The following is a 25,473-nucleotide window of genomic DNA, read 5'->3' as shown; positions in this document are numbered from 1 at the left end:
TGTTTATAAATTATTTCATTCCTGTTCTCTGGAAGTTGTAGACAACTTTTACGGTATTTCCGTCAAAAGGAACATCCTGTACTAGAGAGAACTGATCTGCAGCCTGATTTGTGATGGTTAAAGAATATCCTGCAGTATTTTGCTTAGCTTTTGTTCCTGCAGCGATTTTTTTAAACATGAAAGTATCACCGTTTTTAACTTCAAATTTGATAGGTTGTGTCACTGCCGGGCATGCACCTCCTCCGTTTAAAGTATAAGCACCGCTGTAATTATTCGGGATCAGTCTCCAATGACTGCCTACAAAACACTGAGCATCCGCTCCTTCGTCAAAAGGCTTGATTTTGTATCCCTTTTCATAATCAACGCTTACAATCTGCCAGTCACCTTTCAACTTAAGGTATTCAGATCTTTGGTTTTGTGATGTTTCTGCTTTTTTCACTGAGGAACAAGACACTGCAAAAAGTGATGTTCCCAACATCCCTGCAAGTAGTAACTTTTTCATTTTGTTGTTTATTATTTTGTTAGTATAAAGTTACAAAAAACCGTGCCAAAATTGAAAAATAAAAATAAAAAAGTCCGAAAATTCCGGACTTTTTACGTTTTAACCTTATATACAGGCAGATATACTATTTTTTAACACCCTTTTTTACGGATTTCGCAGGCTTGCTGCCGGTTAATTTTTTTCCGTTGTAGAAGTTGGTATATGCATATTCTGCAGCTTTCTTTACATCAATTACGCCACCAGCCTGCGAATAGTCAGAAAACTGCCCTGCACTGTGGTTGCTGCTTTTCACCAATGACTCTATAATCTGGTAAGGTTTAAGATCGGGCATGTAAGCCAATAATACCGCTGCTGCCCCTGCTGCTACCGGGGATGCCATAGAAGTTCCCTGAAGGTATTTGTATTCATTCTTAGGAACTGTAGAATATATTTCTTCCCCCGGAGCAAAGACATTTACCATTTTCTTATTGTAATTGGAGAAGCTTGCTCTTAAAGCATCATTTTTATTAGTGCTTGCTCCTACTACCATTACATTGTTAACAAATGGTTTTTCATCTGTTACATTTTTAAAGTTGGTAGGGTATGCCAGATGTTCAGCAACATCTTCGTTTTCATTTCCAGCTGCCTTTACTAAAAGAACTCCTTTATCTTCAGCATATTTGAAAGCATCCCAGACTACATTTTTCCCTGGAGAAACAGGCTTTCCGAAGCTCATGTTCAGAATTTTAGCTCCGTTATCCACCGCATATCGTATTGCATTGGCAACATCTTTATCTCTTTCATCACCGTTTGGAACGGTTCTTACTGTCATGATTTTTGCTACTTTTGAAGCTATTCCGTACTGAATTACCTTACCCTGCGGAAGTCCTGCGATAATTCCCGCCACGTGTGTTCCGTGTTCTGCATCCGGTCCTTCATAGTGATTATTTCCGTAGCTTTTCTCGGAGTAATCATCATAATTATCTCCTACAATCTCTTTTCTGGGATCATAGCTTAAGTCGTATTGCTGGGCTTTTGGAGTATATTCATCTAGTGCTTCTTTCATCTGCTCTTTCATCAGCTTTTCAAATTCTGCTGAAGATTTCCCGTTGAAATCAGGACTTTGAGAAACCTGACCTAAAACCTGAAGCGCAATAGCATCTTTCTGGTCTGCCGGCTTAATAGCACTGATCGTTGCAGGCGTTACAGATTTACCCCCTAATAATCTTACCATATTAGGAATAAGATCATTGATCATGGTATACGTCTGGAAGTTTTGTCTGGCCTCAATGCTGTTTTTATTGAAAAGCTCTTTAGATTTCATATACAGTGCAAACTCTTCCGGCATTTTCGCCTGATTGGCTTTATTTTTAGAGGAATCGTTGCCTTCAAAAACAGGCTTATATTTAGCAACTACTCTTGTTACCTCCATATTGTCAATACCGATGTCTGCGTTTTTTCCACCGATGAAATTCCATCCGTGAACATCATCGATATAACCGTTTCCGTCATCATCTTTTCCGTTTCCGGGAACTTCATTGGGGTTTGTCCAGATATTTTTAACCAATCCCGGGTGGTCTACCTGAACTCCGCTGTCCAGAACTCCTACAACAACCGTTTTAGGCTTCAGCCCTTTCGATTCTAAATATTTGTATGCATTTTCAGTATTTACCCCGTATACTTTTGAAGAAGAAAAATCTTTATGATACCAGGTCATCAGATCTTTATCTTCATTGGGATCGATGTTTGCCGCTTTGGCTTCCTGTGCATAAGAATAACTGAATCCTGTTAAAAAAACAGCCGCTAATAATACCTTTTTCATATGTTGATATTTATTTTATTGAGGTCACAGGCAGTCGCTTTCTCTCTTACGACAACCCGCGAATTATTTGATATTTTTAATATACATTAATGATTCCGGGCCTTTGTTGCAGATAAGGTCCAGAACCGAAAGATCTTCTAAAAATCCGTATTTTTCGGAAAAAGTCTGATAATATTCTTCCATTCCGAATTCTGAAGGATGTTTTGCAGAGAATCTGTCTCTGAAATTCATCTCTTCCGGATTTTTGATATATTCTTTATTCAAAGAGTGTGCCTTTTCTGTTTTCAGTATCTGTTGGATGACTTCCAGGCCTTTAAGGTTAAAGTCAAAAAGAAATTTTTCTTTCATATCAAAGATCTTTCTGAATTTATCTTCATAATATTCGAAGTAAGGAGAACTCTGATAAGCTGTTTTAATAGATTTCCAATGAAGGTTTCTCCAGTCTTCCCTATAAGAGATCTCCATATCTTTAAATGCTCTGTTCCCGTTGTGGTTGATTGGGATAATGAGTGAAAGTTTTCCATTAGCCCCGTAGATATTGGCTCTGTTTCTATAGGTCTGCTTAGGAAAGTTTTCAAACTGTTCAAATATAATTTCGTTTTCAGGGTTTAAAAACACTGAGAACCATGAGATCGGAGGCATATAAAATACCGGGAGTAATACATTCGTCATATTCATAATGCAAAAATGAAGTATTTTTTCAAATACTTCATTCTATTTTGGGTTTAATTTAATTATAATTCGTCTTCTGTTTTTTTCTTTTTGAACAGCTTTACAAAATACTCCCATCCGAAGAATAAGATCAGGATCATGGCTGCAATCCACCAATACGAAGTTTTGTTGGCTTCTCCGGTGTTGGTTGCTTTAAACATTCTTTCCCAACGGATCTTAAACGGAGCCTGATAAGAAGAACTACCGTCTTTGAAAACTCCCTGAAGACTCATCCATGTAAACATTGGTTTTCCTACGATATTTTCTTCCGGAACGAAACCAAAGAATCTTGCATCCAATGAAGCATCTCTGTTATCCCCTACCATCATATAATAATCCTGTTTGATGGTATAGCTGGCTTCCGGCTTTCCGTTGATCAGAATCTGATCCCCATTTACAGATACGCTGTTATGTTCATATTCAGAAATGATCCATCGGTACATTGGAAGGGTTTCTTTGTTGATGGTTACCACATCACCTTTTTTAGGAATTCTCACCGGACCATACCAGTCCTGATTCCAAGGTTTATTGACAGGGAAGATAGACTGGGTAGTATCTATTTTTGTTCTTGCTTCATTTTTGTAGGCAATGGATGCTTCTCCTTTTGGCATTACATTCTCCTTCATATCAATCACCTGCGGAAGTTCTTTAATCTCTTTGGCAATTTTATCTGTCAGTCCCTGGAAACCATATACAAACCCAGTTTGTGTCTGCTGCTCCTGTACGGGAAGAAAACCGTAGGTATTATACAATGCAGGAATATCAAGCTGGCTTCCTGTAGTTACCAGGTAACCGTGCTGTACTTCCTGATCTCCAAGAACAGTTTCCGGCTTTCCATTGACAAAAAGTCTTCCGGCTCTCATTTCGAAGGTATCTCCTGCTGTAGCCACACATCTTTTAACGTAAGGATCTTTTCTGTCGATGGCTGTATGTACAGAATCCTGCGGGTAGTTAAATACTACCACATCATTTTTCTGAGGTTTGCTGAACTGTAAAATTCTGGTATAAGGAAGCTTTACGGCATCTACATAAGATTTTGGATCATCTTTCGGGTTATTTGGCTGCCCTGTATCCATAATGGTTCCCTGAAGGAAAGGAATAGCAACTGGACGCATCGGCATTCTGTATCCATAGCTCCATTTGTTGACGAACAGGAAGTCTCCTACTAAAAGGGTTCTTTCCATGGATCCGGTAGGAATCCCGAATGGCTGTGTTACGAAAACATGGATAATGGTTGCGAAAACTACGGCAAAGGTAACAGACCCAAGGAATGTATCTTTCTTTTTCCCTTCTTCTTCTTCTGAAGAAAAGTTAGGAACTCTTGAGGATACATTTGTTACAAATAAGTCAAAAATCTGCGCAGTTACATTCAGTATTTTCTCATGTTTTTCTTTACGGTTCTTCTGCTCTTCTGTCAAATATAGTTCATCTTCTATTTCAGTATCCTTAGAGTAATTTACTATTGCCATATACACAAAAGGAAGAAGGACAGTAAGAAGTTTATTCTGAATAAGATTTTTTCCAAATTTATCCATTAAATATAAATGGAATACTGTCATCATAATAGGACCTACAATTGGCAAGTATGATAAAACTACCCACCATTTTGGATGATCCGTTTCCTTTAGAATAACTAAATAGTTACAGAAAGGTATAAAAGCTAATAAAGGACTATACCCCATTTTTTTGAACAGCTTCCAGGTGGAAATCCCCATTAATACGGATAAAATGAGAACATATACTGTATAAGTCAGAAAATAATTCATAATTTTTTTGTGCCTATTCTGATAATATATAATTAATGATGAATAATAAATGATAACAGCTGTTGTGCTATTGACAATTCATTATTCATCATTTCTGTTATTGGTCTGCAATTTAAAGAATTTGTTACAAATTAAAGCCCCAAAACGTCTTTCATGGCAAAGTTTCCTTTCTTGTCTTTGATCCATTCTGCGGCAACTACAGCTCCCAATGCAAAGCCATTCCTGTTGAAAGCCGTATGTTTTATTTCAATTTCGTCTACTTCACTTCTGTAAAACACACTGTGAGTACCGGGAACTTCGTCTTCACGAACGGCAAAAATTCCCAATTCTTTGCCTTGGGTTTCTTCAAGTTTCCAAGCATCAAATTTCGGATTATTCCGGATAATTCCTTCAGCAATAGAGATTGCAGTTCCGCTTGGTGCATCTTTTTTATGAATGTGATGGATTTCTTCCAGCTGGCAGGAATACTCATCCACGTTTTTCATCAGATCAGCCAATTTTTCGTTCAGGGCAAAAAATAAATTTACTCCTAAACTAAAGTTGGATCCGTATAAGAATGCCGTATCGTTGTCTACTGCTAACTTTTCAATTTCGGCTTTTTTCTCAAGCCACCCTGTTGTTCCGCAGATAACCGGAATTTTATTTTCAAGGCAGGCTTTGATGTTATCGTATGCTGCTTCCGGCAGTGAAAATTCAATAACCACATCAGGATTATTCAGATTTTCAGTGGTTGGAGTTTCTTTCAGACGGGCTACTACTTCATGACCTCTTTTCTGAGCGATCTCATCAATAATTTTACCCATTTTACCGTATCCAACTAATGCTATTCTCATATGAAATTCTTTATTTGTAAGCCTTCCGAAACTTTTCAGTCTGAACAGGCTTTATTAAAATCTGGTTGTTAAAATCTGTAACTTAAAGTCAATCCTGTTTTAGGAGGTGAGAACCCATACTGATCCTGAATCACTGTAGGATTGAACGTAAGATCCGGATCATGACGGCTTTCGTAAAGGTGTGCATCTACTACGGCATCCATGATATTCAGAATATAGATCAGGCCGGTAATGGCTATGGCATAATCCCTCTGTCTTTTGGATCTGTCCTGAGCATTCGCCAGTGCTCTTTTATCCAATCCGGGATTGCTGTCTACGAATTCGTTTGGCGTTCCGTTAAGTTTTGCAATATAGTATTCTCTGTATTTTTTATACTGATTATCATTCCATATGGCAATTCCTACTCCGGCTCCTACCGCTCCCCAAACAACAGGAATTTTCCAATATTTCTTATTGTAATACTGCCCTAATCCCGGGAGCACAGCGGAGTAAAGTCCTGCTCTTGTCGGATTAAGTTTTATTGTTTTTTTGGTTGGGCCATTCGCCTGTTCCAGATCTGCTATTATTTTAGCTTCGGTTTTTGACGGCTTAACAGGTTTCACCGATATGATACTGTCTTTCGGGCGTTCCTGCATCCGGACCGTATCTATGGGAGCTACCTGTGCATAGGCCAGTGCTGTGATGCACAGAAAAAATGTGAAAAATATTTTCTTCATTATCTAATATGGGATAAAATATATTCCAGTTCTTCTTCGTTTTTGAAGTCCAGGACAATTTTACCTTTTTTACCGTTTCCTGTGGTTTTGATCTCCACTTTTACATCTAAAATATCAGCGATGGTTTTCTGAGCTTTTTTATAGTTATTGGAAAGCTCGGCACTTGCCTTTTTCGCTGCGGGTGATTTAGGGTTTTTCAGTGCCGTTGCAGCCTGTTCAGCCTGACGGACATTCAGTTTTTCCTTAATGATCAGATCAAATAAGACCTGCTGATGTTCTTCGCTTTCAAGACTGATGATTGCCCGTCCGTGTCCGGCAGAAATCTCACCGCTTCTGATGGCGTTCTGAATATCGGGATTCAGTCTCAGAAGCCTGATAGAATTGGTAATGGTACTTCTGTCTTTCCCTACTCTCTGGCTCAGGTTTTCCTGGGTAAGTCCTATCTCGTCCAAAAGCCTCTGATAAGTCAAAGCAATTTCAATAGCATCAAGATCTTCTCTCTGGATATTCTCCACAAGGGCCATTTCCAGAAGTTCCTGATCGTTTACCAGACGGATATAAGCAGGAATTGTGGGAAGCCCGGCAATTTTACTGGCGCGGTAACGTCTTTCCCCGGATATAATCTCGAATTTCTCGCCGTCTTTTCTTAAGGTAACCGGTTGAATTACGCCTAAGTTTTTAATGGACTGGGCAAGTTCGTTTAATGCTTTTTCGTCAAAATAAGTTCTCGGCTGGGTCGGATTCGGGTAGATATCTTCAAGGGCTACTTCTACAATATTCCCTACAAACTTATCTGCACCTTCATCGGTCGCAGAGTTGATCGTTGCTTTGGATTCGGCACTTAAAATAGCGCCCAAACCGCGTCCCATAGCTCTTTTTTTGTCCTTCATAGATATTCTTGATAAATGATGATTGATAAGTGGCAGTTAAATCCACCTGATGTTCATTTATTGATTAATTTAATTTTTTACTAAATTTTCGTTCTTCAGCAATACTTCTTCAGCAAGCTGAATATATTGTACTGCTCCTTTGCTTTCAGCATCATAGTTCAGGATACTTTCTCCGAAACTTGGAGCCTCGCTCAATCTCACGTTTCTGCTGATAATGGTTTCAAATACCATTTCCGGGAAGTGGGCATTTACTTCTTCCACTACCTGATTGGACAATCTTAAACGACTGTCATACATGGTTAAAAGAAGTCCTTCGATACCAAGGTCTTTATTGTGAATTTTCTGTACATTTTTAACGGTATTCAACAATTTCCCCAATCCTTCCAATGCAAAATATTCGCACTGGATCGGTATGATTACGGAATCTGCAGCGGTAAGCGCATTAACCGTAATAAGTCCTAAGCTTGGAGCACAATCGATGATAATATAATCGTAATCAGCTTTTACTTCTGCCAACGCTTTTTTCAGCATGTACTCACGGTCTTCCTTGTCAACCAGTTCAATTTCAGCTGCTACCAGGTCAATGTGAGACGGGATGATATCCAGATTCGGGGTTGCTGTTCTTTTGATGCATGATCTTGTATCTGCACTGTGTTCTAACAAGTTGTATGTAGAATACTGAACATCCTCCACACCAAGGCCTGAGGTTGCATTGGCCTGCGGATCTGCATCAATGATTAAGATTTTTTTTTCCAATACCCCTAATGCTGCGGCTAAATTTACAGCTGTTGTTGTTTTTCCAACTCCTCCTTTTTGATTAGCGATACCTATGATTTTTGCCATTATTCGAACTTTAGGTTTCAAAAATACACTTTTTTCTTTGCTCCCGATAAACGGTGAAATTTAAAATTGAGTTAAAATATTGTTAATAAGCAATTTAGCAATAAAAAAAATTATCCACAAAAAAAATTCTTTGTGGATAACTTTTTAATATCTGTTTATTCTGTCCTTTTACTCAAATTTCATTGAGATCGGGAACTTGAAATAACTTCTTACGGCCTCACCGTTTTTATTCAATCCGGGATTCCATTTTCCTTTGATACTTTTTATCGTTCTCAAAGCTTCTCTGTTGAAATCTGCATCTCCTCCTTCTGCTTTAATTCCGGAGATTGTTCCATTGGTCTCTACTACAAAGGTAACAACAGTTCTCATGGTCTCCCCGCTTCCATCAAATGAAGATCCATCAAAATTGCTGGTTACTTTATTTCTGAAAGCGTTAATCCCACCTTCAAATGTTGCTTCGGAGGCTAGCTCAGGACCTGTAACAATACGATTATCCGGACCTTTCGGAGCTGGCGGCCCTTGCGGAACATAAGGTAAAACGGGTCCTTTTCCTGTTCCTTCAAGGTTAATTGGCTCTGCTCCTCTTTTAATAGGTTCTGCTGTAAAGTCGTTTTTAAAACCTGCTACCGCATCATCCGGAATAGGTTCTTTTTTACTGGTATCATCCGGGGCTGTTGATGAAGGTTCAGGAACTGTACTGTCAAACTGTTTCACTCTTGCAGGAGGTGGTGTTACTGTTGGAGGCAATACCTGTGCAGGTGGCGTTGCAGGATCATCCGGGATAACAGGATCTACCAATGTAATCTCTACTCCATCCGGTCCTTTTGACGGTGCATCTGATTTAAATGCTGAAATGGCAAAAGGGGTTATTGAAACTGCGGCCAGTAAGCTTACTCCGATAAAAAGGGCTTTGGTTAATATTCTGTCTGATTCATTTCTTAAAACGTAGGCTCCGTATTCTTTGTTACGGTGCTCAAACAGGACTTCGTTAAAACGAAATTCCTGATTTTGATGTATATGTTTCATCACTATTAAATATTTAAACTGTTAGTACAATCAATTAATTGATTTATTAAATCTGTTAGCCTTATCGATAAGCAATGAGTTAATATCAAAACATTTGCCAAAATATTATCAAAACACCATAATTTTAAAAAATATTATGATAAAGGTTAAAGTTTAACATTTCAAATAAAATTAGCCGGATGGAAGCTGGAATAATAGAAAGAATGTTTATCGGGGACCTGAGACGGAATTATATTGTATTTTCAGATTTACATGACTAAAATATTTTTTTTAGCGGACAGGTTATCATAAAAGTCCAATCTTTTAAAATTCAATTTTTTATAAAAAGTAATTTTCAATTTATAAATTGATAATCAATTCGTTATATTTGTTATTTTTTAACATTAGTTTAACATTTTTGCTTATCTTTGCTTTTCGTCAAACAATTAAGGATGTCTTTATACCAGAGAATTGCAGAAAAACTACAATATATAAGCCCGGATTTTTATAAGAAAAGATATTTTAAGACCTTAAACAATCTTACTAAAGATAATTTTTCGGAGCGGAATGTAGAACCGGAATTGGTATGGATTAAAGAATACCTTTCCAAAAATGCCGTAATACTGGACATTGGTGCCAATGTCGGAACTTTTCTTTATCAGTTGGAGGATAAGCTGAATTCTGAAAACATTTATGCTTTTGAGCCGAACAGAAAGCTCTGGCGCCGTTTAAAAAGATTGTTTCCGACCATGCGGGTACTACCCCTGGCTCTTTCTGATGAAAATACTACCGCAGAATTTAAGGTTCCGGTCATCAATGGCAAAATGATTGCTTCCCGCGGAACATTAAATACATCTTATAAAGAAAAAGGCGAAGAGAAAAGCTACACTGAGAAAGTAAAGGTTCTGAAGCTGGACGACTGGGCTGCGATAGAACACTTCAACAGGCTGGATTTCATTAAAATAGATGTAGAAGGAAATGAAATGAGAACTCTTTCCGGAGCGAAGGAAATCATCCGGCAGTTTTACCCTACCCTGATGGTAGAAATGGAACAGAGACATCACGAAACTCCAATCTGGAATGATATTTCTGAAGTAAAAAGCTGGGGCTATGAAGCCCGGTACCTTAACAGGGATACCTTTCAGCTGGAAATTCTTACGGAAGAGATTCTGCTGCAAAATACCCATGATGAAAAAAACAAAACGAGCTATATCAACAATATTATTTTCATCCCTAAAAATCATTAATAAGACATTATGAGTGTAGTAGCGAGACAAGGCTTCAAATATTCCATCATAGGTTATATTGGTTTTTTACTGGGTACGGTATCTGCCATTTTCATTTTTCCGAGCGATTTTGAATTTTACGGAAAGCTACGCTACAGCATGCAGACTGCGGAGATGCTTGTTCCGTTTGTCGTTTTTGGAATTTCCTATGCGAATGTAAAGTACTTTAATTCTTTACAAAAAGACGGCAAAAACCAAAATATGCTGTCTTTATCCCTCGTTACAATATTGATTAATTTCCTTATTTTTTCTGTTGTATTTTTTGTCATCCCTTATTTTTATCCAAAATTTCTTCATTCGGAAGCCTGGAAAATCAAAGAAATTATCCTGCCTTTAATTCTGGTTTTATCCCTCTGTGCTATTTTCAATAAATATGTATCCAACTATAAGAGAATTGTAGTTTCCAATATTTTTGATAATCTTTTCCCGAAAATAGCGAATCTGGGAGCATTCCTTCTGTTTTCTTATTTTACCTATTTACAATACGGACAGGTTCTTTCGCAGCGGATTGCCTTTATATTCTTTTTCGGAATGTTTGCCTTAATGCTTCTAGGATACGTTTATTACACCAATAAGCTTGACAAGATACATTTTGATCTTGACACGAGCTATTTTAAGAAAGACAATTTCTGGAAAGAATTTCTCAATTATTGTTTTTTTGGCTTTTTAGGAACTTTTGGAAATTATCTGGCCATCAACAGCTTTATGATCGGAGAGTTTATGGGAATGGAGGAAAACGGAATTTATTCTGTTTTATATGCTTTAATTTCACTGATTTCTATTCCACAGCTGGGACTGTTTAACATTTCTGCCCCTATCATCAGTAAAAACCTTGCTGACGGTGATATGGAAGCTCTTGACAAATTCCATAAAAAAACGTCGCTTACATTGTATTTTCTTGGCGCTGTATTATTCTCCTGTATCATGGTAGGTTTTCCTTATCTGACACAATTTATGCCGAAAAACGGGACGATGCTGAGGGAATACGAACCGGTAGTATGGATCTGGGGATCTGCTGTTTTACTGGACCTCGCCACCGGCTTCAACGGGAACATTATTTCTCTTTCAAAGTATTACAGATTCAATATCCTGGTTATGCTTTTACTGGCCGGATTAACGATTGGACTGAATTATTATTTCATCAAATATACAGAGCTGAAACTTATCGGAATCGCCCTGTCTACAGCCATTTCCCTTACAACTTACAATGTTGTTAAAATCATTTTCAACTATATTGTATTCAAGGTTTCGCCGCTTAGCATTGAAATGATTTTTGTTTCTATTATTTGCACACTGGCTATTACAGTCGCTATTGTTCTTCCGAATTTCAGCAGTAATTTCATCAATCTGATTTATAAGCCTGCTGTTGTCCTGATTCTGATCTATATCGGAAATTATTTCACCAAAATTTTCCCGATCGAAGATTATCTGAATATGAAGTTCATTAAAAGTATTTTCAAGTTTAAATAAGGCTTTTCAGGACACTTTCTAATCTTTTAAGAACGGAATTTTTATTGTAGGTTTTCTGAAAGTCGAACTGAATATTTTTTATTTCTGTGAACCGGCTGATTATATCCTGCTTTTCCGGGATGATAAATTCAAGCCCTGAAGCGTAATTTTCCGGGAAAACAGCCATTTTCCCGTAGGTTATAGCGTCTCCCAGGTTTCCGGTCATTTTTGTTATTCCATAGATTTCTTCAATGCTGAAAAATTCTGTTTTCTGCTGAATCGGACACCATAAAACATCTGCTTTCTGCATCCATTTTTCAAAATCCTCATTGGAAACCCTGTCCGGAAAATACTGAACAGTAATATTTTCAGGAAGATTTCCAGATAATTTTTCAAGTTGTTTCAGTTCGTTATCCTGAGCTTTCCCAAGGAAAACAAATTCATATTTCTCCTGAACTTTCAGGTTCTGAATAACACTAAAAATATGGTTGTAATCTCTTCTTTTTTGAGAAACTCCTCCCGGAATTACGATGACTGCATGACTGTTATCTGTTTTTTCAGAAACTTCAGCATAAAAAAGAGGCAGGAACAGACGACAATCCGAGGACAGCTCTTCATCCAGAACCAACAGCTTTTTTGCTTTCTGATATACTTTTGAAGAGTTCAACAGTCCTTCCTTCCACCAAAGCTTTATCCTGTAAATAATATCTGCTTTGAAAATACTTTTCAACAAAGACCATTTTGAAGATTGTGAAAAGTTAATATTATGAACAATGGCCACAGCATTATATTTCTGAACTACCGCCTGAAAAGTATTAAAATACCGGTGAACCGTTCCGATCATAATGAGATCATATTTTTCTGAACCCAGCTGGTCCAGAATCATAGAGCTGTCTGACAAAAACACATTTTCACCATTCTCTTCAACCCTATTCCTGATTCTTTCTGAAAAATAATAATCTACTGCAAAATCTGATGAATCTCTCATGATGTTCATGAAAGCCTGCGCAATTTCCGCGTGGGTATCTATTTCAATGTAGGCTATTTTTTTCACTGGTATACAGAGGGGAGTTTTTGGCTAAAGCTGTTGGGTTTTTATTTTTGTTTTGAACGGATTAAAGTCCATTTCTACCGGATATATTAGGTATTAATTTCAAATTTTGGTTTCTACATTTTAAGCCATTTTTTCTTCAGCATTTTCCAACGCTGATTGTTGACTGCTTTTTTCTCTTCATTGGAAAGCTTGAGTTCAAGCTTCTGGGACCTGCAACTTTCATAGGCTCCGGTAATTTTGAAGAAAAAAGGAATGGATCGGCTTTTTACGGCTTCTTTAGAGGCAGCAATATAGGCAAGAAATCTGTTTAGTCCTAAAAAATAAAAATACCGGCCGTAATACTCTGCGGGCCTGATGGTGTAATCTGCTCCTTTTACTTTAATCAGTTTTACATGAAGCCCGGGCAGTACTACTTCTTTCCAGCCCAGGTTTTCCAGCAGGATAGAATCGATATTATCCCAGCCTAAAGTTTCTCTTAAGCCTCCCATCTGAAGAAAGCATTCTCTTCGATAGGCTTTCATTGGGCCTCTTACATGATGCTTATTGGAGTTTCCTTCATACACCCAGGTTCCTTCTTTTTCTATGTATAACAAACCTCCTACAAGCCCATATTCAGGATTTTCTCTGAAGGATTTTTCTACGGTTTCCAGATACTTTTCAGGAAGAATAATATCCGCATCAAATTTGCAGATGATCTCAAATTCTTCTGTATTCTGGGTCTGCAATCCGTTTTTAAAGGCATTAACAACTTTAGATCCGGGCTGATGGGCTGATTTCTGAAGGTTGATTGTCTGAAAGCGCGAATCGTTATCTGTATATTTTCTGATGATTTCCGGAGTACGGTCTACCGAACCGTCATTAACGATCACAACTTTAAAATCTTTAAAACTTTGCTGCTGTAAAGAATCCAGTGTAAAGGGAAGATTTTCTTCCTCGTTATGGGCAGGAATTATAATTAAAAACCTCAAGATGATATGATAAGTACTAAAAATAAGTGATAAATGATATAACCGGTGGCCATCATTTATCACTTATGGATTGTTTTTTATTTGTTATGCGGTTTCAGCATATTTTTAGGATCCAGGATTTCATCCAGTTTTTCCTGGGAAAGAATTCCTTTCTCTAAAACAAGGTTGTACACGCTTTTCCCTGTTTCCAGAGCTTCTTTAGCAATAGCTGTAGACTGTTTGTATCCGATGTATGGGTTAAGTGCAGTTACAATACCGATGCTGTGTTTTACCATATTGAGGCAGACTTCTTTATTGGCGGTAATTCCTACTACGCATTTTTCACGCAAGGTATCCAGTGCGTTACAAAGGAAGTGAATGTTTTCCATAATGGCGTGGGAAAGTACCGGCTCCATTACGTTAAGCTGCAATTGTCCGGCTTCTGCTGCAAAGGTTACTGTGAGGTCATTTCCTATTACTTTAAAGCATACCTGGTTTACGACTTCCGGAATAACAGGATTTACTTTACCCGGCATGATTGAAGATCCCGGCTGCATTGGAGGAAGATTAATCTCAAATAATCCGGCTCTCGGGCCTGAGGAAAGCAATCTCAAATCGTTACATATTTTGGACAGCTTTACTGCCAGACGCTTCATTGCAGAGGAATAAATTACATAGGAACCTGTATCAGGTGTTGCCTCAACAAGATCCGGTGCGGAAACAACAGGGAAACCTGTAATTCTGGCCAGATTTTTTGCACAAAGCGTAGCATAACCTACCGGAGCATTAAGTCCTGTTCCGATGGCAGTTGCCCCCATATTCACCTCTACGAAAAGTTCTGCATTGTTATTCAGCTTGGAAATATCTTCTTCCAAAGTTGCGGCAAAAGCCTCGAATTCCTGCCCTAAAGTCATAGGAACAGCATCCTGAAGCTGGGTACGGCCCATTTTGATAACATCCTGGAATTCTTTTCCTTTGGCGCGGAAAGCTTCCACGATCTTTTCAAGCCTGTTAACCAGACCTGCATTCATCTGAAGCAGTCCCATTTTAATTGCTGTAGGATAAGCATCATTGGTAGACTGAGAAAGGTTGATATGATCATTAGGAGAACAGAATTCGTATTCCCCTTTATTTCTACCCAGCTTTTCCAGCACAATATTCGCAATTACCTCATTGGCATTCATATTTACTGAAGTACCTGCACCTCCCTGGATCATATCTACAGGAAACTGTTCGTGGTATTTTCCTGCTATAATTTCATCACAGGCTTCTGCTATTCTGAAATACAGGTTTTCATCCAGCAGACCCAACTCGTAATTGGTTTTGGCTGCTGCTTTTTTCACGAAAGCCAATCCTTTGATAAAATCCGGATATGAAGACAGAAGTTGTCCTGAGATTTTGAAATTGTCAATTGCTCTTTGGGTCTGAACTCCATAATAAGCGTCTGCCGGCACGTTCAGTTCTCCCAGCAGGTCACTCTCTTTTCTGAAATTTTCCATTACAGATGTTTTAACTTTTTTAATTTTTAAATATAACAAAAACGCATCTAACCGATGCGCTTTATATACATTATTTTGTTGGATATTTTTGAATTAAAGCCTGAAGTATTGCCCATGTTTCGGCATCCATGATCCCGTCATAATTCTGCGGACGGAAATGGTACTGGAAGGCTTCTATTGTTTTTTTGGTAGCATCATCCCACTTTCCGCTGAATTCCAGTCCATACCCGAACTTCTGTAGGGCTGTCTGAATTCCAAAGATAAATGAAGCATCGTTATATTTAGCCGCCAGATCTGCCTGTGCCTGGGTAAGGAAATTCTGTTTTGCAGCTTCATCATACCACATTCCTATCTGATATTCATCATATAGTTTCTTCCATGGGAACATAGGCCCCGGATCCTGTTTTCTTGTAGGAGCAATATCTGCGTGTGCCAAAACATTTGTTGCCGGGATCTGATATCTCGTAACAATATCTTTAGCCAAAGCGGCTACTTTTTTTACCTGTTCATCACTGAAAGGAACAAATACTCTTTTACCTGTTGCGTCTGTAGTAAAGCCTGTATTAACAATTTCAATACCGATTGAAGTATCATTCAGATTCTTATCATTTCTCCATGCACTTACTCCGGCATGATAGGAACGTTTGTTTTCATCTACCAGCTGATAAATTTCATTATCCCCGGTATTGTTCACCAGATAATGGGAGCTTACTGCCTGTTGGGTAAGCACGGAAATAGACTTATCATCCGGAAGGGCTGTATAATGCAGAATAAGGTAACGTTGTCTGAAGTTTTGTGCAATAGCGGGAAAATATGTTTTTACAACTTTATATCCTGCAGGTTTTGCGGAAACAATGGAACCATAGCTGGCCGTATTATCATTTTTTGCCGGATCTGCTAAATTGGTTGTAAAAAACTCTACTCCGTGTTCGTTTGTAATTTTAGGTTTCGGAGGTTCTGGAGCCGGAGTTTTAACGGGCGGTTTTGCCTGTACTACGGGGGTTTTCGGCTGGTAAGAACTTTTTTTCACATTTTGCTGAGAAGTACATGAAAAAACAAAAGTGCTTAATCCGATGATATATAATGTTTTACGCATCAGTTTAGTTTTTTAATGATTTATTACCTCAAAAATACGTAAATTTTTCTTGAAAATTATTTGGTAAATAAAGAAATCTGTTCTATATTTGCACTCGCAATAACGGAACAGCGGTCATTAAAAAACAAACAAAAAGGAGGGTTGCCGGAGTGGTTAACGGAGCAGTTTGCTAAACTGTCGACGCGAAAGTGTCGCAAGGGTTCGAATCCCTTACCCTCCGCTCTTCTATATATTCGGGGCGTAGCGTAGTCCGGTCATCGCGCCTGGTTTGGGACCAGGAGGTCGCAGGTTCGAATCCTGCCGCCCCGACATTTAAAGCTTATTTTATTAGGCAGAAGGAATTTATTTAGGGTGCGTAGCTCAGCTGGATAGAGCATCTGCCTTCTAAGCAGACGGTCAAAGGTTCGAATCCTTTCGCGCTCACAAGAGACAACTATTTGATAGTTGTCTCTTTTTTTATGCCCAATATCTGGACAAAACTTTTACAATTGGGATATTCAGAGTTCTATTTTTGAAGCCAAAATTCTTCTATTATTTGTTTAAAATTATCTAGAAGAGCCTCAATATATCTCCTAGAGTCTTTTCGGAAATTCGAAATCTCCTTAGGGTTATAGTGTCTTTTTTCTGTTTTTTAATTTTTTTGATATGAGATACAGCAAGTCCAATGTAGCTGCTATTTCTTCATCATCAACTTTAATAGTATTGCCAGATAATAGTATATCATTTTTTTTCAATTTTGGAAATCTATTCATCTTCTCATTCCCATTCATCAGCGCAGTCTTCATCTTCATAAGAAGTATAAGACCAGTCAACATCAATACTATTTAAAATTGTATCAAAACGTTCCTGAGAACCTGTTCCAATAAATATAGCAGAGCAATTACCCTCATCGTCTAATGAAAGGCTTACGACGTCACAATATTCCCGTGTATACACTTTCTGCTTTTCGTAAGAAATCTCCTTTACTAAAGTCCAGTTTTCATTGATCAGTCGTATAATTTCCGGCTCAACTTCACCAAAATAGTTGGCATTATATTTTAAGCCGCCAAATGTTCCATTATAGACAGCCATAAGTAAAAAGAAATTTGTAGTAGTAGTTGCTTCTAAATACCAGTCAGGGTTTTCTTCCGTTCCCGAATTTCCCCAAACCGGGGGATTGTCTAATTTTAAATCATCCTCTTTTATTCCCCAGGAAACCACTGCCTGATTTTCTTCAAAAATCATTAAATACCTATCTTCTGAAAAACCGACTTCATTTGCAGGTTTTAAAAGCCTGTTATAGGAATAGTTGATGTTTTCATTTTCTCCTAAAGTCAGATAATAATTTTTGAGCTCTCCGGGCAATGCAGTGTGTAATTTTTCCTCAAGTATTGACACTTCTTTTTCAGAGAAACCAAAATATTCTTCTTCAGGTAAGCTGTATAATATTTTTATTTTCTGTAAATTATCCATAATGGGTTATGTTTTAAAGTTTCAATAGCTTCTTTGCCATTTCGGATAGGGATACCTCATGTCATTCTTTTAATAATTTGTGTTCTATCGTTTTTAGAATCAATTCATCGTCATCAGTGATCAGAATCAACATAGTTTTTGTTTTTTTTATTTTATTAAACCTTTTATTAAGTTTAATCCAATTGATATATCATCTGTTATTTCATATTGTAAGGGTGAGAAATCCGTAGTTTCGTCTACTTTATTTTCCCAATATAAAGCAGTTTCTGCGAGTTTTATCAGTCCGGATGTTCCGGCAGTCCCTTTCAGCTTGTGGAGAATTTTTTTCAAATCGGCTGCATTTTCTTCAGCGGCTGCCTTTTTTATATTGTTTTCGGCCTCGGAAAGCTGCTGCACAACCAGATTGAGAAACATGCTCCTAAAATCTTCATCATCATCCCCTATTTGATCATTAAGAAGTTTCAGATCAAGATGTTTTTCCGTTTTTACACTGTTTCTGCTTTCTACATTGCTGCCGGAGATATATTTCTTAAGCATTTCCAGAAGATCTAACTGTCTTAAGGGCTTCGGAAGAAAATCATTCATTCCGGACATGATGCATTTTTCCTTTTCACCAATTATATTTCCTGCTGTGACTCCAATAATCGGAATATCTCCATATCCAGGAAGCTGACGGATCTGCTTTGTGGCTTCTATACCGTCCATTACAGGCATTTGAACATCCATCAATACCATTGAAAAACGTTTATTTTCACATTGTTTCAAAGCTTCCAGTCCATTTACCGCCTCCGTAAGCTGTACATCAGGGATCAGGGATCTTATCATTTTATTGTTAAGAACCATATTCACAGGGTTATCATCAACAAGTAAAACATGAAGATCCGGCGGAAATACATAAGTTTCCCTTTCCTGCCCTGCAGCTGCAGCTACGGGAATTTCTTTTATATTATGCTGTACCGCACGTTTCAAAGTCTGATAAAGCTCTTTTGATTTTATCGGCTTTAAAAGAAAATATGAGTTTTCGTCCTGACAAAAAGAATTGATCACATCATGTTCTTCCGAAGAAGTATGAAGAATTACCAGCGGTGAAGTTTCATTTTTCTGATTGAACAGCTCCTTAATTTTTTCGATCGTTTCCAACCCGGAAATAACCGGCATATGATAGTCCATTAGAATAACATCAAAATGTTCTCCTGCCAATAAAATCTGTAGGGCTTCCATTCCGTTGGCGGCCAGTTTTGATTCAATGTTTTTATAAGCCAGCATGTGCTGAAGAATCACTCTGTTTGCCTCGTTATCATCAACAATAAGAACTTTCTCTATTGTCAGTTCTTCATCTTCACTAACCTGGGATATTTCATAAGGGACATCAATATCAAAGAAAAATACAGATCCTTCTCCGGGTGAGCTATTCAGCGAAAGATGGCTTCCCATATACCCTAAAATATTGTTCGATATCGTAAGCCCGAGGCCGGTTCCGCCATAGCGTTTGCTGATAGAGCTGTTTTCCTGTGTAAAAGCATCAAAAATATGCTGCTGCTTTTCAAACGGAATGCCAATTCCCGTATCTCTTACAGAAAATCGTAATGATATATTTTTATCGGTGATATTCCGTTTTTCTACCTTAAGCTCAATTTCACCCTGTTGCGTGAATTTCACGGCATTTCCCAAAAGATTGATAAGAATCTGCTTCAGCCTTGTCTCATCAAGCCAAAGTGTTTTCGGCAGGCCCTGTTCGATATTGAGCAGCAGTTCAACATTTTTTTTCTGTGACTGGTAAAGAATCACATTGATTACCTGGCTTACCACATCGTATACACTGGATCTTTCAATGAGAAGCTCCATTTTACCAGATTCTATTTTAGAAAAATCAAGAATATCATTAATAATCATAAGGAGGTTTTCTCCGGATTCATTGATATAATTAAGATATTGGGTCTGTATTTCATTAAGTGGGGTTTTTAGAAGAAGATCTGAAAATCCGATAACTCCATTCAGAGGTGTGCGGATTTCATGGCTCATGTTAGCAAGAAATTCTGACTTTGCTTTGCTTGCAATATCTGCCATTTTCTTTGCTTTTTTAAGCTCTTCATTAGTCTTTATAGAGTTGGTAATATTCTGTACGGAGACTATTATACCACCTATCACTCCATCAGAAAGATACCACGGTCCTACTTCCAGGTTGTAATGCTGGATACCTTCTTTATGTAAAACTTCAATGGCAAAGTCTTCATTTTTATAGATCTTACCCTGTAACGCGTTTTTGTAAATAGTTTTTCTTTCTTGAGGAACATTGGGAGAAACAGTAAAGATATTCTCTCCCAGCAACTTCATATTATTCATATTGAACTCTTCTTTCCAACTAGAACTTACTGAAAGATAGTTAAGATCCTTATCAAACATTGCCACAGCAACGGGAACATATGTTGCAAAAGACTGCATCATTGCTTCTTTCTTCGCAAGTTCCAGATAAATATTTTTGAAAGCATCTATATCCTGGATGATCCCAAAAACCCTTTTACAGGAACCGTTTTCAAACTCGGGAATACCTTTTACCCTTACCCAGATAGTGACCCCGTCATTGCGGACAAGCTGAAGCTCTTCATCGTAAGGGATACCTTCTGAAACGGCTCTGTTGAATAAAAATTCAACTTTTTGCCTGTCCTTCTCTTTGTAAAAGCCAAGCGCATTTTCAAAATCCGGCTGGAATTCCTGATCTATTTTATGAATTTCTTTTGTTGTTTTCGACCAGAATACAGAATTATTTTTAAGATTAATTTCCCAACCTCCTACTTGGGCAACTGAACTCGTCTGCTCAAGCATTTTCTTGGCATACAGAAGATCTCTTTCCAAAGTTATTCGTTCGGTAACGTTCAGAGCTGTACTAATTATATAAGGTTTTCCGTCCTTATTAATTTCCACAAGATTATGGTACATCCAGACCAGCTCTTCGCCTTCTTTTGATTTGAGGATCATTGTTCCGAAATCTTCCTTATTCCGGCTGATGCGCTGCAGATATTGCTCCAGCAAAGGCCAGTTTTGCTCAGGCACGAGATCTTTCAGATTCAGTCTGTTTACTTCTTCCGCAGAATAATGCAGAATTTCTCTTCCTTTTTCATTCACTTCAAGAATATTCCCTTCCATATCATGCATGCTCATCAAGCCGATAGCATTTTCAAAGAAGCTCCTGAAACGCCGCTCAGAGCTTTCCAGATGAAGTTTTTCTTCAATATGCTGGGTAATATTGATGCCAAAACAAAAAATTTCAGCATGATTCTGATTTTTTTTCAGGTACCATTCTACAATGACAGGAGCAGCATTTTCAATCTTTGTTGATGTCGTAAATGCCAATTCTTCATCAGTCTGCACAAAGTTTTTTAATTTGAGCTGCAATTCGGCATTCTGTTCTCCCAGAATCGTTAAAAAATTCTGACGAATCCCCTGTTTTTTAGGCACTCCAAAAATTCTTTCAAAGGCAGGATTCATTTCTTTAATGATAAATTCGCTATCGAGAACACAGATCAGATTATTGGAAATATCAAAGGTTTGCCGGAAGTATTCGGCCTGGATATTTTTCCTTTTGTTCATGAAAAATTTTGTAACAGCCTCTCCTATTTTTTTAAGAGTTACAATCTGGTTTTCTGAAATACTCTTGGGCTTATAATCAATAACACAAAGGGTTCCCAGTGTAAAACCCTCATCATCTGTCAGCGGTATACCGGCATAAAAACGGATTCCACTTTCGAGAATGATTGAATTGGAAGAAGATCTGCCATCCTTCAAAGTATCATTAATAACCACAACATCACCACTCGCAATGGAATACTGACAAAGCGTATTTTTCCGCTCTACGGTATCCAGAGATATTCCGATACAGCTCTGTACGGTCTGAACCTGGCTTTCCATTATAGCAACAAGCGAACTGGGACAATCTGCAACCAGGCAAGCAGTTTCTGCAAAAATATCCAATTGAGGATCCTTCGGCAGATTCAGAAGATCAAATTGTTCCAGTTTTTTAACTCTATCCTTTTCATTACCAGGAACTGGATAATTCCACATAGTATTTACCTATTATTTTGTTTTATGTTAAATATAGATAAAATTTTATTATAAAAAAATTATTCCGAATAACATCCCCAATAAATCCAATTAATAAACTCAATAATACGTTTATGATTAAAAAATATCAAATAATTACTAAATCAGCATAAATATTTCACATTACTAATTGCAACCGCAGTTCTCATCATTAAGAATAACAATAAGTTAGACGGATGCCGGAAACAATTGATCAAAAATATTCAATATTACGATTATGAAACCTCTCTGGAACCAAACTACCTTCAATAAAATTATATAATTGATAATCAAAAAACACCTTTAAAAACCCGATTAAAATCTGCATACAGAGCGTTCAATGAAAGTCCTTCAAAGTTCACAAAAAAACTCACAATTTTTACTTGTGAGGTCTTTTATTTATATTGGCTTAATGCGCTTCTGCTATATTCTTTATTCTGAATCATCAGATAAAATACCATTTGATTTTACTTTTAAATTTATTTTGAGGACGATAATGGTACATTCCTATATTGATGCCTGATCTATTCATATTTCACATAGACAGATTTCTAGTTTAGATACTGTAAAATATTTTTCTTTTCTAAAGTGAATTTTTTACGGGCTTCATTTTCTATTTTAATGGTTGGGCTGCTATCAAGGATTGTTTTTATTTTGCAGAAGTCTTCTTCATTTATTTTTGAAACATCAATATCATTCACTTTAACAATTTTTGTTGTTAAGTCTATATCATTCAGCTCGGGAATTTTTAATTTGTTAACCACAATAATTTCGTTATTTATTGGTGCAAAGGCAACCCCGAACGACGGATACTCAAGATTTCTGCCATTGGAATTAAGTATAATGTTATTATTGATAAAATCAATATCAACTAAATAGTTTTCAAGAAATCTAACGCCTATTAAATTAAGAATATCCGTGCTGCTGTCTACAATCTGATTTCCTAAATTGGCGGCACCGAATTCAACCTCCATCAGATCTACCTGTCTTTCGCCTTTGTTTATACTGTTTAAACCTTGTGAAAGCAACCCCTCGAATGTCAGAAATTTACTGTCCTTTATTGAATTATATAGATTATGGCTAAGGGTAATACCCATTCCTGAACCAGTATCAAATATAAATTCAATATTCTGATTTCTTATTTTACCTTTTACTCTAGGAACGTTGGTAAAATTCTCTTCAGAAAAAGGAATGACAACCGAACTGGCTGAATTGGCCATCGGTTGATCAAATACACTGATTGTTTTTGTTTTGAAATCAATGCGCCATATTTTACCTTTCATCATATTGGCCCCCAATATTCCACTGATCTTTTTACAAGCTCTGCCAGTCATCCAGCTTACGTCTGTAAATGAAAAATTTACATTTTTAAATTTCAAACCAGATACTTCCAGATCATTCGTAGAGAAAACATCCATTTTTGATTTTACACTATGTGCATCACTGGCCTCGAAAATGATATTACTTTTTTTTTCGCCTATTTTTCCTTTTAATTCTGAAGAAATAATAGTAAACGCACCTGTATCAAACAAAAAATAGTGTTTATTATTTTTGATATTTACAGTTACGAATATTTTTCCGTCAATTAATTCAAAAGGGATTGTTGCAGCGTTAAAGAAAAAAGGACATAACAGTAATAAAAGTATAAAAAATGGCTTTTTCATTTTATTTTATTTAAGGCGTAGACAAATATAGGATATAAAATTAAATGGCTGCCGGTGAGGCAGCCATTTTGATAACTATTACCAGGTCCATTTAACGATAATAGAACCGCCTAAGGTAGTTGCTCCCGTCTGAGGATTGGTTGAAGTATTGATGCTGGCTGAAACTTCCTTCTTCTTTTTCCCCCTGGCTGCAAACGCGGAAGGAGGGGTTGTATCCTGCATTTCAATAGGAATCTGCCCCAGCAGACCCGCTGCAATACTGAAACCCGTTACTCTTAAATCAACAAGCTCCAGTGACCTCAGGTATTCCTGCTGCTCTTCACTTAATTCAAAGTTTTCTGAAATAAAATCAATCGGATTATTAGCCGCATATAATGAAATTTCAAGTCTTTCATCAACTGATAAATTGCTGATTTCGTTTTGTCTCGCTTGTACCCCTTCCGGAGTGAATGGCATTCTTTCCATAATAAATAATAGTGTTAAGGTGAATTGATTGGTTAAAAAATGAATAACAGAGAGCGCTCTATCCTGTTGATTTCTAAAACAAAGATATCGCCCGGAAGCGACAGAACTCGTCGTGTTAAAAATATTTTTTTAAAGAATTTACCGAAAAATGATAGTATCATACCAGGTTGACAAAAGCCTCACAATTCTTAACTGTGAGGCTTCTTGTTTATATTATTTTCAGATTTTTCCGTTATATCCTTTATTCTGAATCATCGTATAAATCCTATATCAGATAAAAATATTGCATTTTCTCATATGAAGTAATTGGTTGTAGTAGAATAGCTCTGTATTTCTACAAAATAAAAGACTGCCTTAGCCAGGCAGTCTTTTTATTTTTAATTAAGGGTGTTCGTTTCTGGCTCTTTTGACAAGATCTACCAGATCTGAGCCTCCACTTGCAAAGTTATCACTTGGATTATGGGCACTTTGTGTGGCAACAGCATAAGGGGCTCCATCCCAGTATCCCCAGAACGGTCCGCCGCTTTGTCCAGGCCATATATCTGCCTTGTGGCTCATACTTTCATTGTCGTCAGCACTCCAGAAATCACCATCCAGGGCAATTCCGGTCTGATAAGTTGGTCTTTGGCTTCCCGTCAGGTCACCGGGATACCCTGCATGTGTCCAGTAAGCTCCTCCATCCCAAGAATCAGTATAGGACTTTGAGCCCATCCACCCTGTGCTGTTTCCAATCGGACGGTCTAATACGATAACAACGTAGTCATACTGAATTTCGGTGGAATCAACACTTGGTCCGGCTACTTTATATTTATAATAAGTGAGTACGCCCCATGCGCTTCCATAAGGAGCACTTCCGTTGTAGTACATCGGGGTAAATTTCAGCCATCCTGTATTGTTATTAGGCTGCCAGTCTACGATGTGCGAGCAGGTAAGCAGGTGTCTCGGTCCTATCATCACTCCGCTTCCTGTACCTAAAGGACTTTCTACTCTTCCTACACAACGCCACGGATAGGCTGTAGAATTGTATATTTTTCTCTGATCAGCACCAAATATTGTTCTGGCTCCTTCAACAGCCTCGAAAGTTTCTCTTTCAATAAATTTGGGTTTACGATTTTTTTTAGGTTCCAGCTTCGGTTGGTATTCCAAATCTGCATGAACCGGATAAAAATGATCGGTTTCAAGCTGCTTCTCACCAGACTTTTTCTCATCCATTGCCATTCCGACTGTTTTCATTCCTTTCGGATATGTACGGCCGTCAATTGTTTCCATTTCCGGTTTCTGATTTAAAAATTTCTCCGTGTCGGCTGATTTTTCAGCTGATTTTGCTTTTACAGATTTAAGTCTTGAAACTTCCTCTGCAGTCATTGGTTTTTTGTTTTCTGAATTAGACATGATTATTGGTTTTTAATCAGTTTAT

The 25,473-nt window shown here is 37.5% G+C and carries 20 protein-coding genes and 3 tRNA genes; 5 read left to right on the top strand and 18 right to left on the bottom strand.

Features of this window, described 5'->3' with window-relative positions; genetic code table 11:
- Positions 1–10: 10 nt before the first annotated feature.
- From AOB46_RS20085 to AOB46_RS20045, 9 genes are all read right to left on the bottom strand, one after another.
- Entirely contained in the window at positions 11–502 is a 492-nt protein-coding gene (locus tag AOB46_RS20085) for a lipocalin family protein (protein ID WP_062702739.1), read from the bottom strand.
- Between the two features lie 124 nt (positions 503–626).
- Complete coding sequence (locus AOB46_RS20080) at positions 627–2,303, bottom strand: S8 family serine peptidase (RefSeq protein WP_062702737.1); 1,677 nt, start codon at positions 2,301–2,303, stop codon at positions 627–629.
- A 63-nt stretch (positions 2,304–2,366) separates the two neighbouring features.
- A complete protein-coding gene (locus AOB46_RS20075) occupies positions 2,367–2,981 on the bottom strand; it encodes a WbqC family protein (protein ID WP_185113895.1) in 615 nt (204 codons plus the stop codon).
- Positions 2,982–3,037: 56 nt separating this feature from the next.
- Positions 3,038–4,780: a signal peptidase I gene (lepB, locus tag AOB46_RS20070; RefSeq protein ID WP_062702735.1), complete on the bottom strand. Its 1,743-nt coding sequence runs from the start codon at positions 4,778–4,780 to the stop codon at positions 3,038–3,040.
- 131 nt (positions 4,781–4,911) lie between these two features.
- Positions 4,912–5,613 (bottom strand): 4-hydroxy-tetrahydrodipicolinate reductase, encoded by a 702-nt coding sequence (dapB, locus tag AOB46_RS20065; protein WP_062702733.1) that lies wholly within the window; start codon positions 5,611–5,613, stop codon positions 4,912–4,914.
- Between the two features lie 68 nt (positions 5,614–5,681).
- Positions 5,682–6,329: a DUF5683 domain-containing protein gene (locus AOB46_RS20060; RefSeq protein WP_062702731.1), complete on the bottom strand. Its 648-nt coding sequence runs from the start codon at positions 6,327–6,329 to the stop codon at positions 5,682–5,684.
- Positions 6,329–7,219, bottom strand: coding sequence for a ParB/RepB/Spo0J family partition protein (locus AOB46_RS20055; protein ID WP_062702729.1), 891 nt, complete (start codon positions 7,217–7,219; stop codon positions 6,329–6,331). Before AOB46_RS20055 ends, AOB46_RS20060 begins: the two co-directional genes overlap by 1 nt.
- Before the next feature lie 69 nt (positions 7,220–7,288).
- Positions 7,289–8,062, bottom strand: a complete 774-nt coding sequence (locus AOB46_RS20050; protein WP_062702727.1) for a ParA family protein — start codon at positions 8,060–8,062, stop codon at positions 7,289–7,291.
- Between the two features lie 168 nt (positions 8,063–8,230).
- Positions 8,231–9,088 carry a hypothetical protein gene (locus AOB46_RS20045; RefSeq protein ID WP_062702725.1) on the bottom strand — a complete coding sequence of 286 codons (858 nt, stop codon included), beginning with the start codon at positions 9,086–9,088 and terminating at the stop codon, positions 8,231–8,233.
- 431 nt (positions 9,089–9,519) lie between these two features.
- Here AOB46_RS20045 and AOB46_RS20040 point away from each other — a divergent pair, with 431 nt between their 5' ends.
- Both AOB46_RS20040 and AOB46_RS20035 read left to right on the top strand, forming a co-directional pair.
- The gene (locus tag AOB46_RS20040) at positions 9,520–10,314 is read left to right on the top strand and encodes an FkbM family methyltransferase (RefSeq protein ID WP_062702723.1); all 795 of its coding nucleotides are present in this window, start codon (positions 9,520–9,522) and stop codon (positions 10,312–10,314) included.
- Positions 10,315–10,323: 9 nt separating this feature from the next.
- Positions 10,324–11,823 carry a lipopolysaccharide biosynthesis protein gene (locus tag AOB46_RS20035; protein WP_062702721.1) on the top strand — a complete coding sequence of 500 codons (1,500 nt, stop codon included), beginning with the start codon at positions 10,324–10,326 and terminating at the stop codon, positions 11,821–11,823.
- Here AOB46_RS20035 and AOB46_RS20030 read toward each other — a convergent pair.
- The 4 genes from AOB46_RS20030 to AOB46_RS20015 all read right to left on the bottom strand — a co-directional run bounded on the left by AOB46_RS20030 (position 11,816) and on the right by AOB46_RS20015 (position 16,398).
- Entirely contained in the window at positions 11,816–12,856 is a 1,041-nt protein-coding gene (locus tag AOB46_RS20030) for a hypothetical protein (protein ID WP_062702719.1), read from the bottom strand. The genes AOB46_RS20035 and AOB46_RS20030 overlap by 8 nt on opposite strands.
- Positions 12,857–12,969: 113 nt before the next feature.
- Positions 12,970–13,824 (bottom strand): glycosyltransferase family 2 protein, encoded by an 855-nt coding sequence (locus AOB46_RS20025; RefSeq protein ID WP_062702717.1) that lies wholly within the window; start codon positions 13,822–13,824, stop codon positions 12,970–12,972.
- 77 nt (positions 13,825–13,901) lie between these two features.
- Positions 13,902–15,302, bottom strand: coding sequence for an aspartate ammonia-lyase (gene aspA, locus AOB46_RS20020; protein ID WP_062702715.1), 1,401 nt, complete (start codon positions 15,300–15,302; stop codon positions 13,902–13,904).
- 70 nt (positions 15,303–15,372) lie between these two features.
- On the bottom strand, positions 15,373–16,398 hold the full coding sequence (locus tag AOB46_RS20015; RefSeq protein ID WP_062702713.1) for an N-acetylmuramoyl-L-alanine amidase: 1,026 nt from the start codon (positions 16,396–16,398) through the stop codon (positions 15,373–15,375).
- A gap of 135 nt (positions 16,399–16,533) precedes the next feature.
- On the opposite strand from AOB46_RS20015, the gene AOB46_RS20010 reads away from it, so the two are divergent.
- From AOB46_RS20010 to AOB46_RS20000, 3 genes are all read left to right on the top strand, one after another.
- Positions 16,534–16,618: transfer RNA gene (locus tag AOB46_RS20010), tRNA-Ser, on the top strand.
- Positions 16,619–16,632: 14 nt separating this feature from the next.
- Positions 16,633–16,707 (top strand) — tRNA-Pro (locus AOB46_RS20005).
- Between the two features lie 40 nt (positions 16,708–16,747).
- Positions 16,748–16,821 (top strand) — tRNA-Arg (locus AOB46_RS20000).
- Positions 16,822–17,154: 333 nt separating this feature from the next.
- Here AOB46_RS20000 and AOB46_RS19995 read toward each other — a convergent pair.
- The 5 genes from AOB46_RS19995 to AOB46_RS19975 form a co-directional block, all read right to left on the bottom strand.
- Positions 17,155–17,850 carry a hypothetical protein gene (locus AOB46_RS19995; RefSeq protein WP_062702711.1) on the bottom strand — a complete coding sequence of 232 codons (696 nt, stop codon included), beginning with the start codon at positions 17,848–17,850 and terminating at the stop codon, positions 17,155–17,157.
- A 147-nt stretch (positions 17,851–17,997) separates the two neighbouring features.
- The gene (locus AOB46_RS19990; protein ID WP_062702709.1) at positions 17,998–21,909 is read right to left on the bottom strand and encodes a response regulator; all 3,912 of its coding nucleotides are present in this window, start codon (positions 21,907–21,909) and stop codon (positions 17,998–18,000) included.
- 569 nt (positions 21,910–22,478) lie between these two features.
- The gene (locus AOB46_RS19985) at positions 22,479–23,591 is read right to left on the bottom strand and encodes an aspartyl protease family protein (RefSeq protein WP_062702707.1); all 1,113 of its coding nucleotides are present in this window, start codon (positions 23,589–23,591) and stop codon (positions 22,479–22,481) included.
- Between the two features lie 78 nt (positions 23,592–23,669).
- On the bottom strand, positions 23,670–24,056 hold the full coding sequence (locus tag AOB46_RS19980) for a hypothetical protein (protein WP_062702705.1): 387 nt from the start codon (positions 24,054–24,056) through the stop codon (positions 23,670–23,672).
- 381 nt (positions 24,057–24,437) lie between these two features.
- Entirely contained in the window at positions 24,438–25,448 is a 1,011-nt protein-coding gene (locus AOB46_RS19975) for a trypsin-like serine peptidase (RefSeq protein ID WP_062702703.1), read from the bottom strand.
- Positions 25,449–25,473: the final 25 nt, after the last annotated feature.

It is taken from the genome of Chryseobacterium indologenes (genome assembly GCF_001295265.1).
GTDB lineage: Bacteria > Bacteroidota > Bacteroidia > Flavobacteriales > Weeksellaceae > Chryseobacterium > Chryseobacterium indologenes_A.
The sequence above is the reverse complement of the archived record's forward strand: the minus strand, read 5'-3'. Positions and strand labels throughout refer to the sequence as shown.

Bases quoted from the DNA above. Each gene is read 5' to 3' on its own strand.
- AOB46_RS20085 (WP_062702739.1), bottom strand. From the start codon at position 502: ATGAAAAAGTTACTACTTGCAGGGATGTTGGGAACATCACTTTTTGCA.
- AOB46_RS20080 (WP_062702737.1), bottom strand. From the start codon at position 2,303: ATGAAAAAGGTATTATTAGCGGCTGTTTTTTTAACAGGATTCAGTTAT.
- AOB46_RS20075 (WP_185113895.1), bottom strand. From the start codon at position 2,981: ATGAATATGACGAATGTATTACTCCCGGTATTTTATATGCCTCCGATC.
- lepB (WP_062702735.1), bottom strand. From the start codon at position 4,780: ATGAATTATTTTCTGACTTATACAGTATATGTTCTCATTTTATCCGTA.
- dapB (WP_062702733.1), bottom strand. From the start codon at position 5,613: ATGAGAATAGCATTAGTTGGATACGGTAAAATGGGTAAAATTATTGAT.
- AOB46_RS20060 (WP_062702731.1), bottom strand. From the start codon at position 6,329: ATGAAGAAAATATTTTTCACATTTTTTCTGTGCATCACAGCACTGGCC.
- AOB46_RS20055 (WP_062702729.1), bottom strand. From the start codon at position 7,219: ATGAAGGACAAAAAAAGAGCTATGGGACGCGGTTTGGGCGCTATTTTA.
- AOB46_RS20050 (WP_062702727.1), bottom strand. From the start codon at position 8,062: ATGGCAAAAATCATAGGTATCGCTAATCAAAAAGGAGGAGTTGGAAAA.
- AOB46_RS20045 (WP_062702725.1), bottom strand. From the start codon at position 9,088: ATGAAACATATACATCAAAATCAGGAATTTCGTTTTAACGAAGTCCTG.
- AOB46_RS20040 (WP_062702723.1), top strand. From the start codon at position 9,520: ATGTCTTTATACCAGAGAATTGCAGAAAAACTACAATATATAAGCCCG.
- AOB46_RS20035 (WP_062702721.1), top strand. From the start codon at position 10,324: ATGAGTGTAGTAGCGAGACAAGGCTTCAAATATTCCATCATAGGTTAT.
- aspA (WP_062702715.1), bottom strand. From the start codon at position 15,302: ATGGAAAATTTCAGAAAAGAGAGTGACCTGCTGGGAGAACTGAACGTG.
- AOB46_RS20015 (WP_062702713.1), bottom strand. From the start codon at position 16,398: ATGCGTAAAACATTATATATCATCGGATTAAGCACTTTTGTTTTTTCA.
- AOB46_RS19995 (WP_062702711.1), bottom strand. From the start codon at position 17,850: ATGGATAATTTACAGAAAATAAAAATATTATACAGCTTACCTGAAGAA.
- AOB46_RS19990 (WP_062702709.1), bottom strand. From the start codon at position 21,909: ATGTGGAATTATCCAGTTCCTGGTAATGAAAAGGATAGAGTTAAAAAA.
- AOB46_RS19985 (WP_062702707.1), bottom strand. From the start codon at position 23,591: ATGAAAAAGCCATTTTTTATACTTTTATTACTGTTATGTCCTTTTTTC.
- AOB46_RS19980 (WP_062702705.1), bottom strand. From the start codon at position 24,056: ATGGAAAGAATGCCATTCACTCCGGAAGGGGTACAAGCGAGACAAAAC.
- AOB46_RS19975 (WP_062702703.1), bottom strand. From the start codon at position 25,448: ATGTCTAATTCAGAAAACAAAAAACCAATGACTGCAGAGGAAGTTTCA.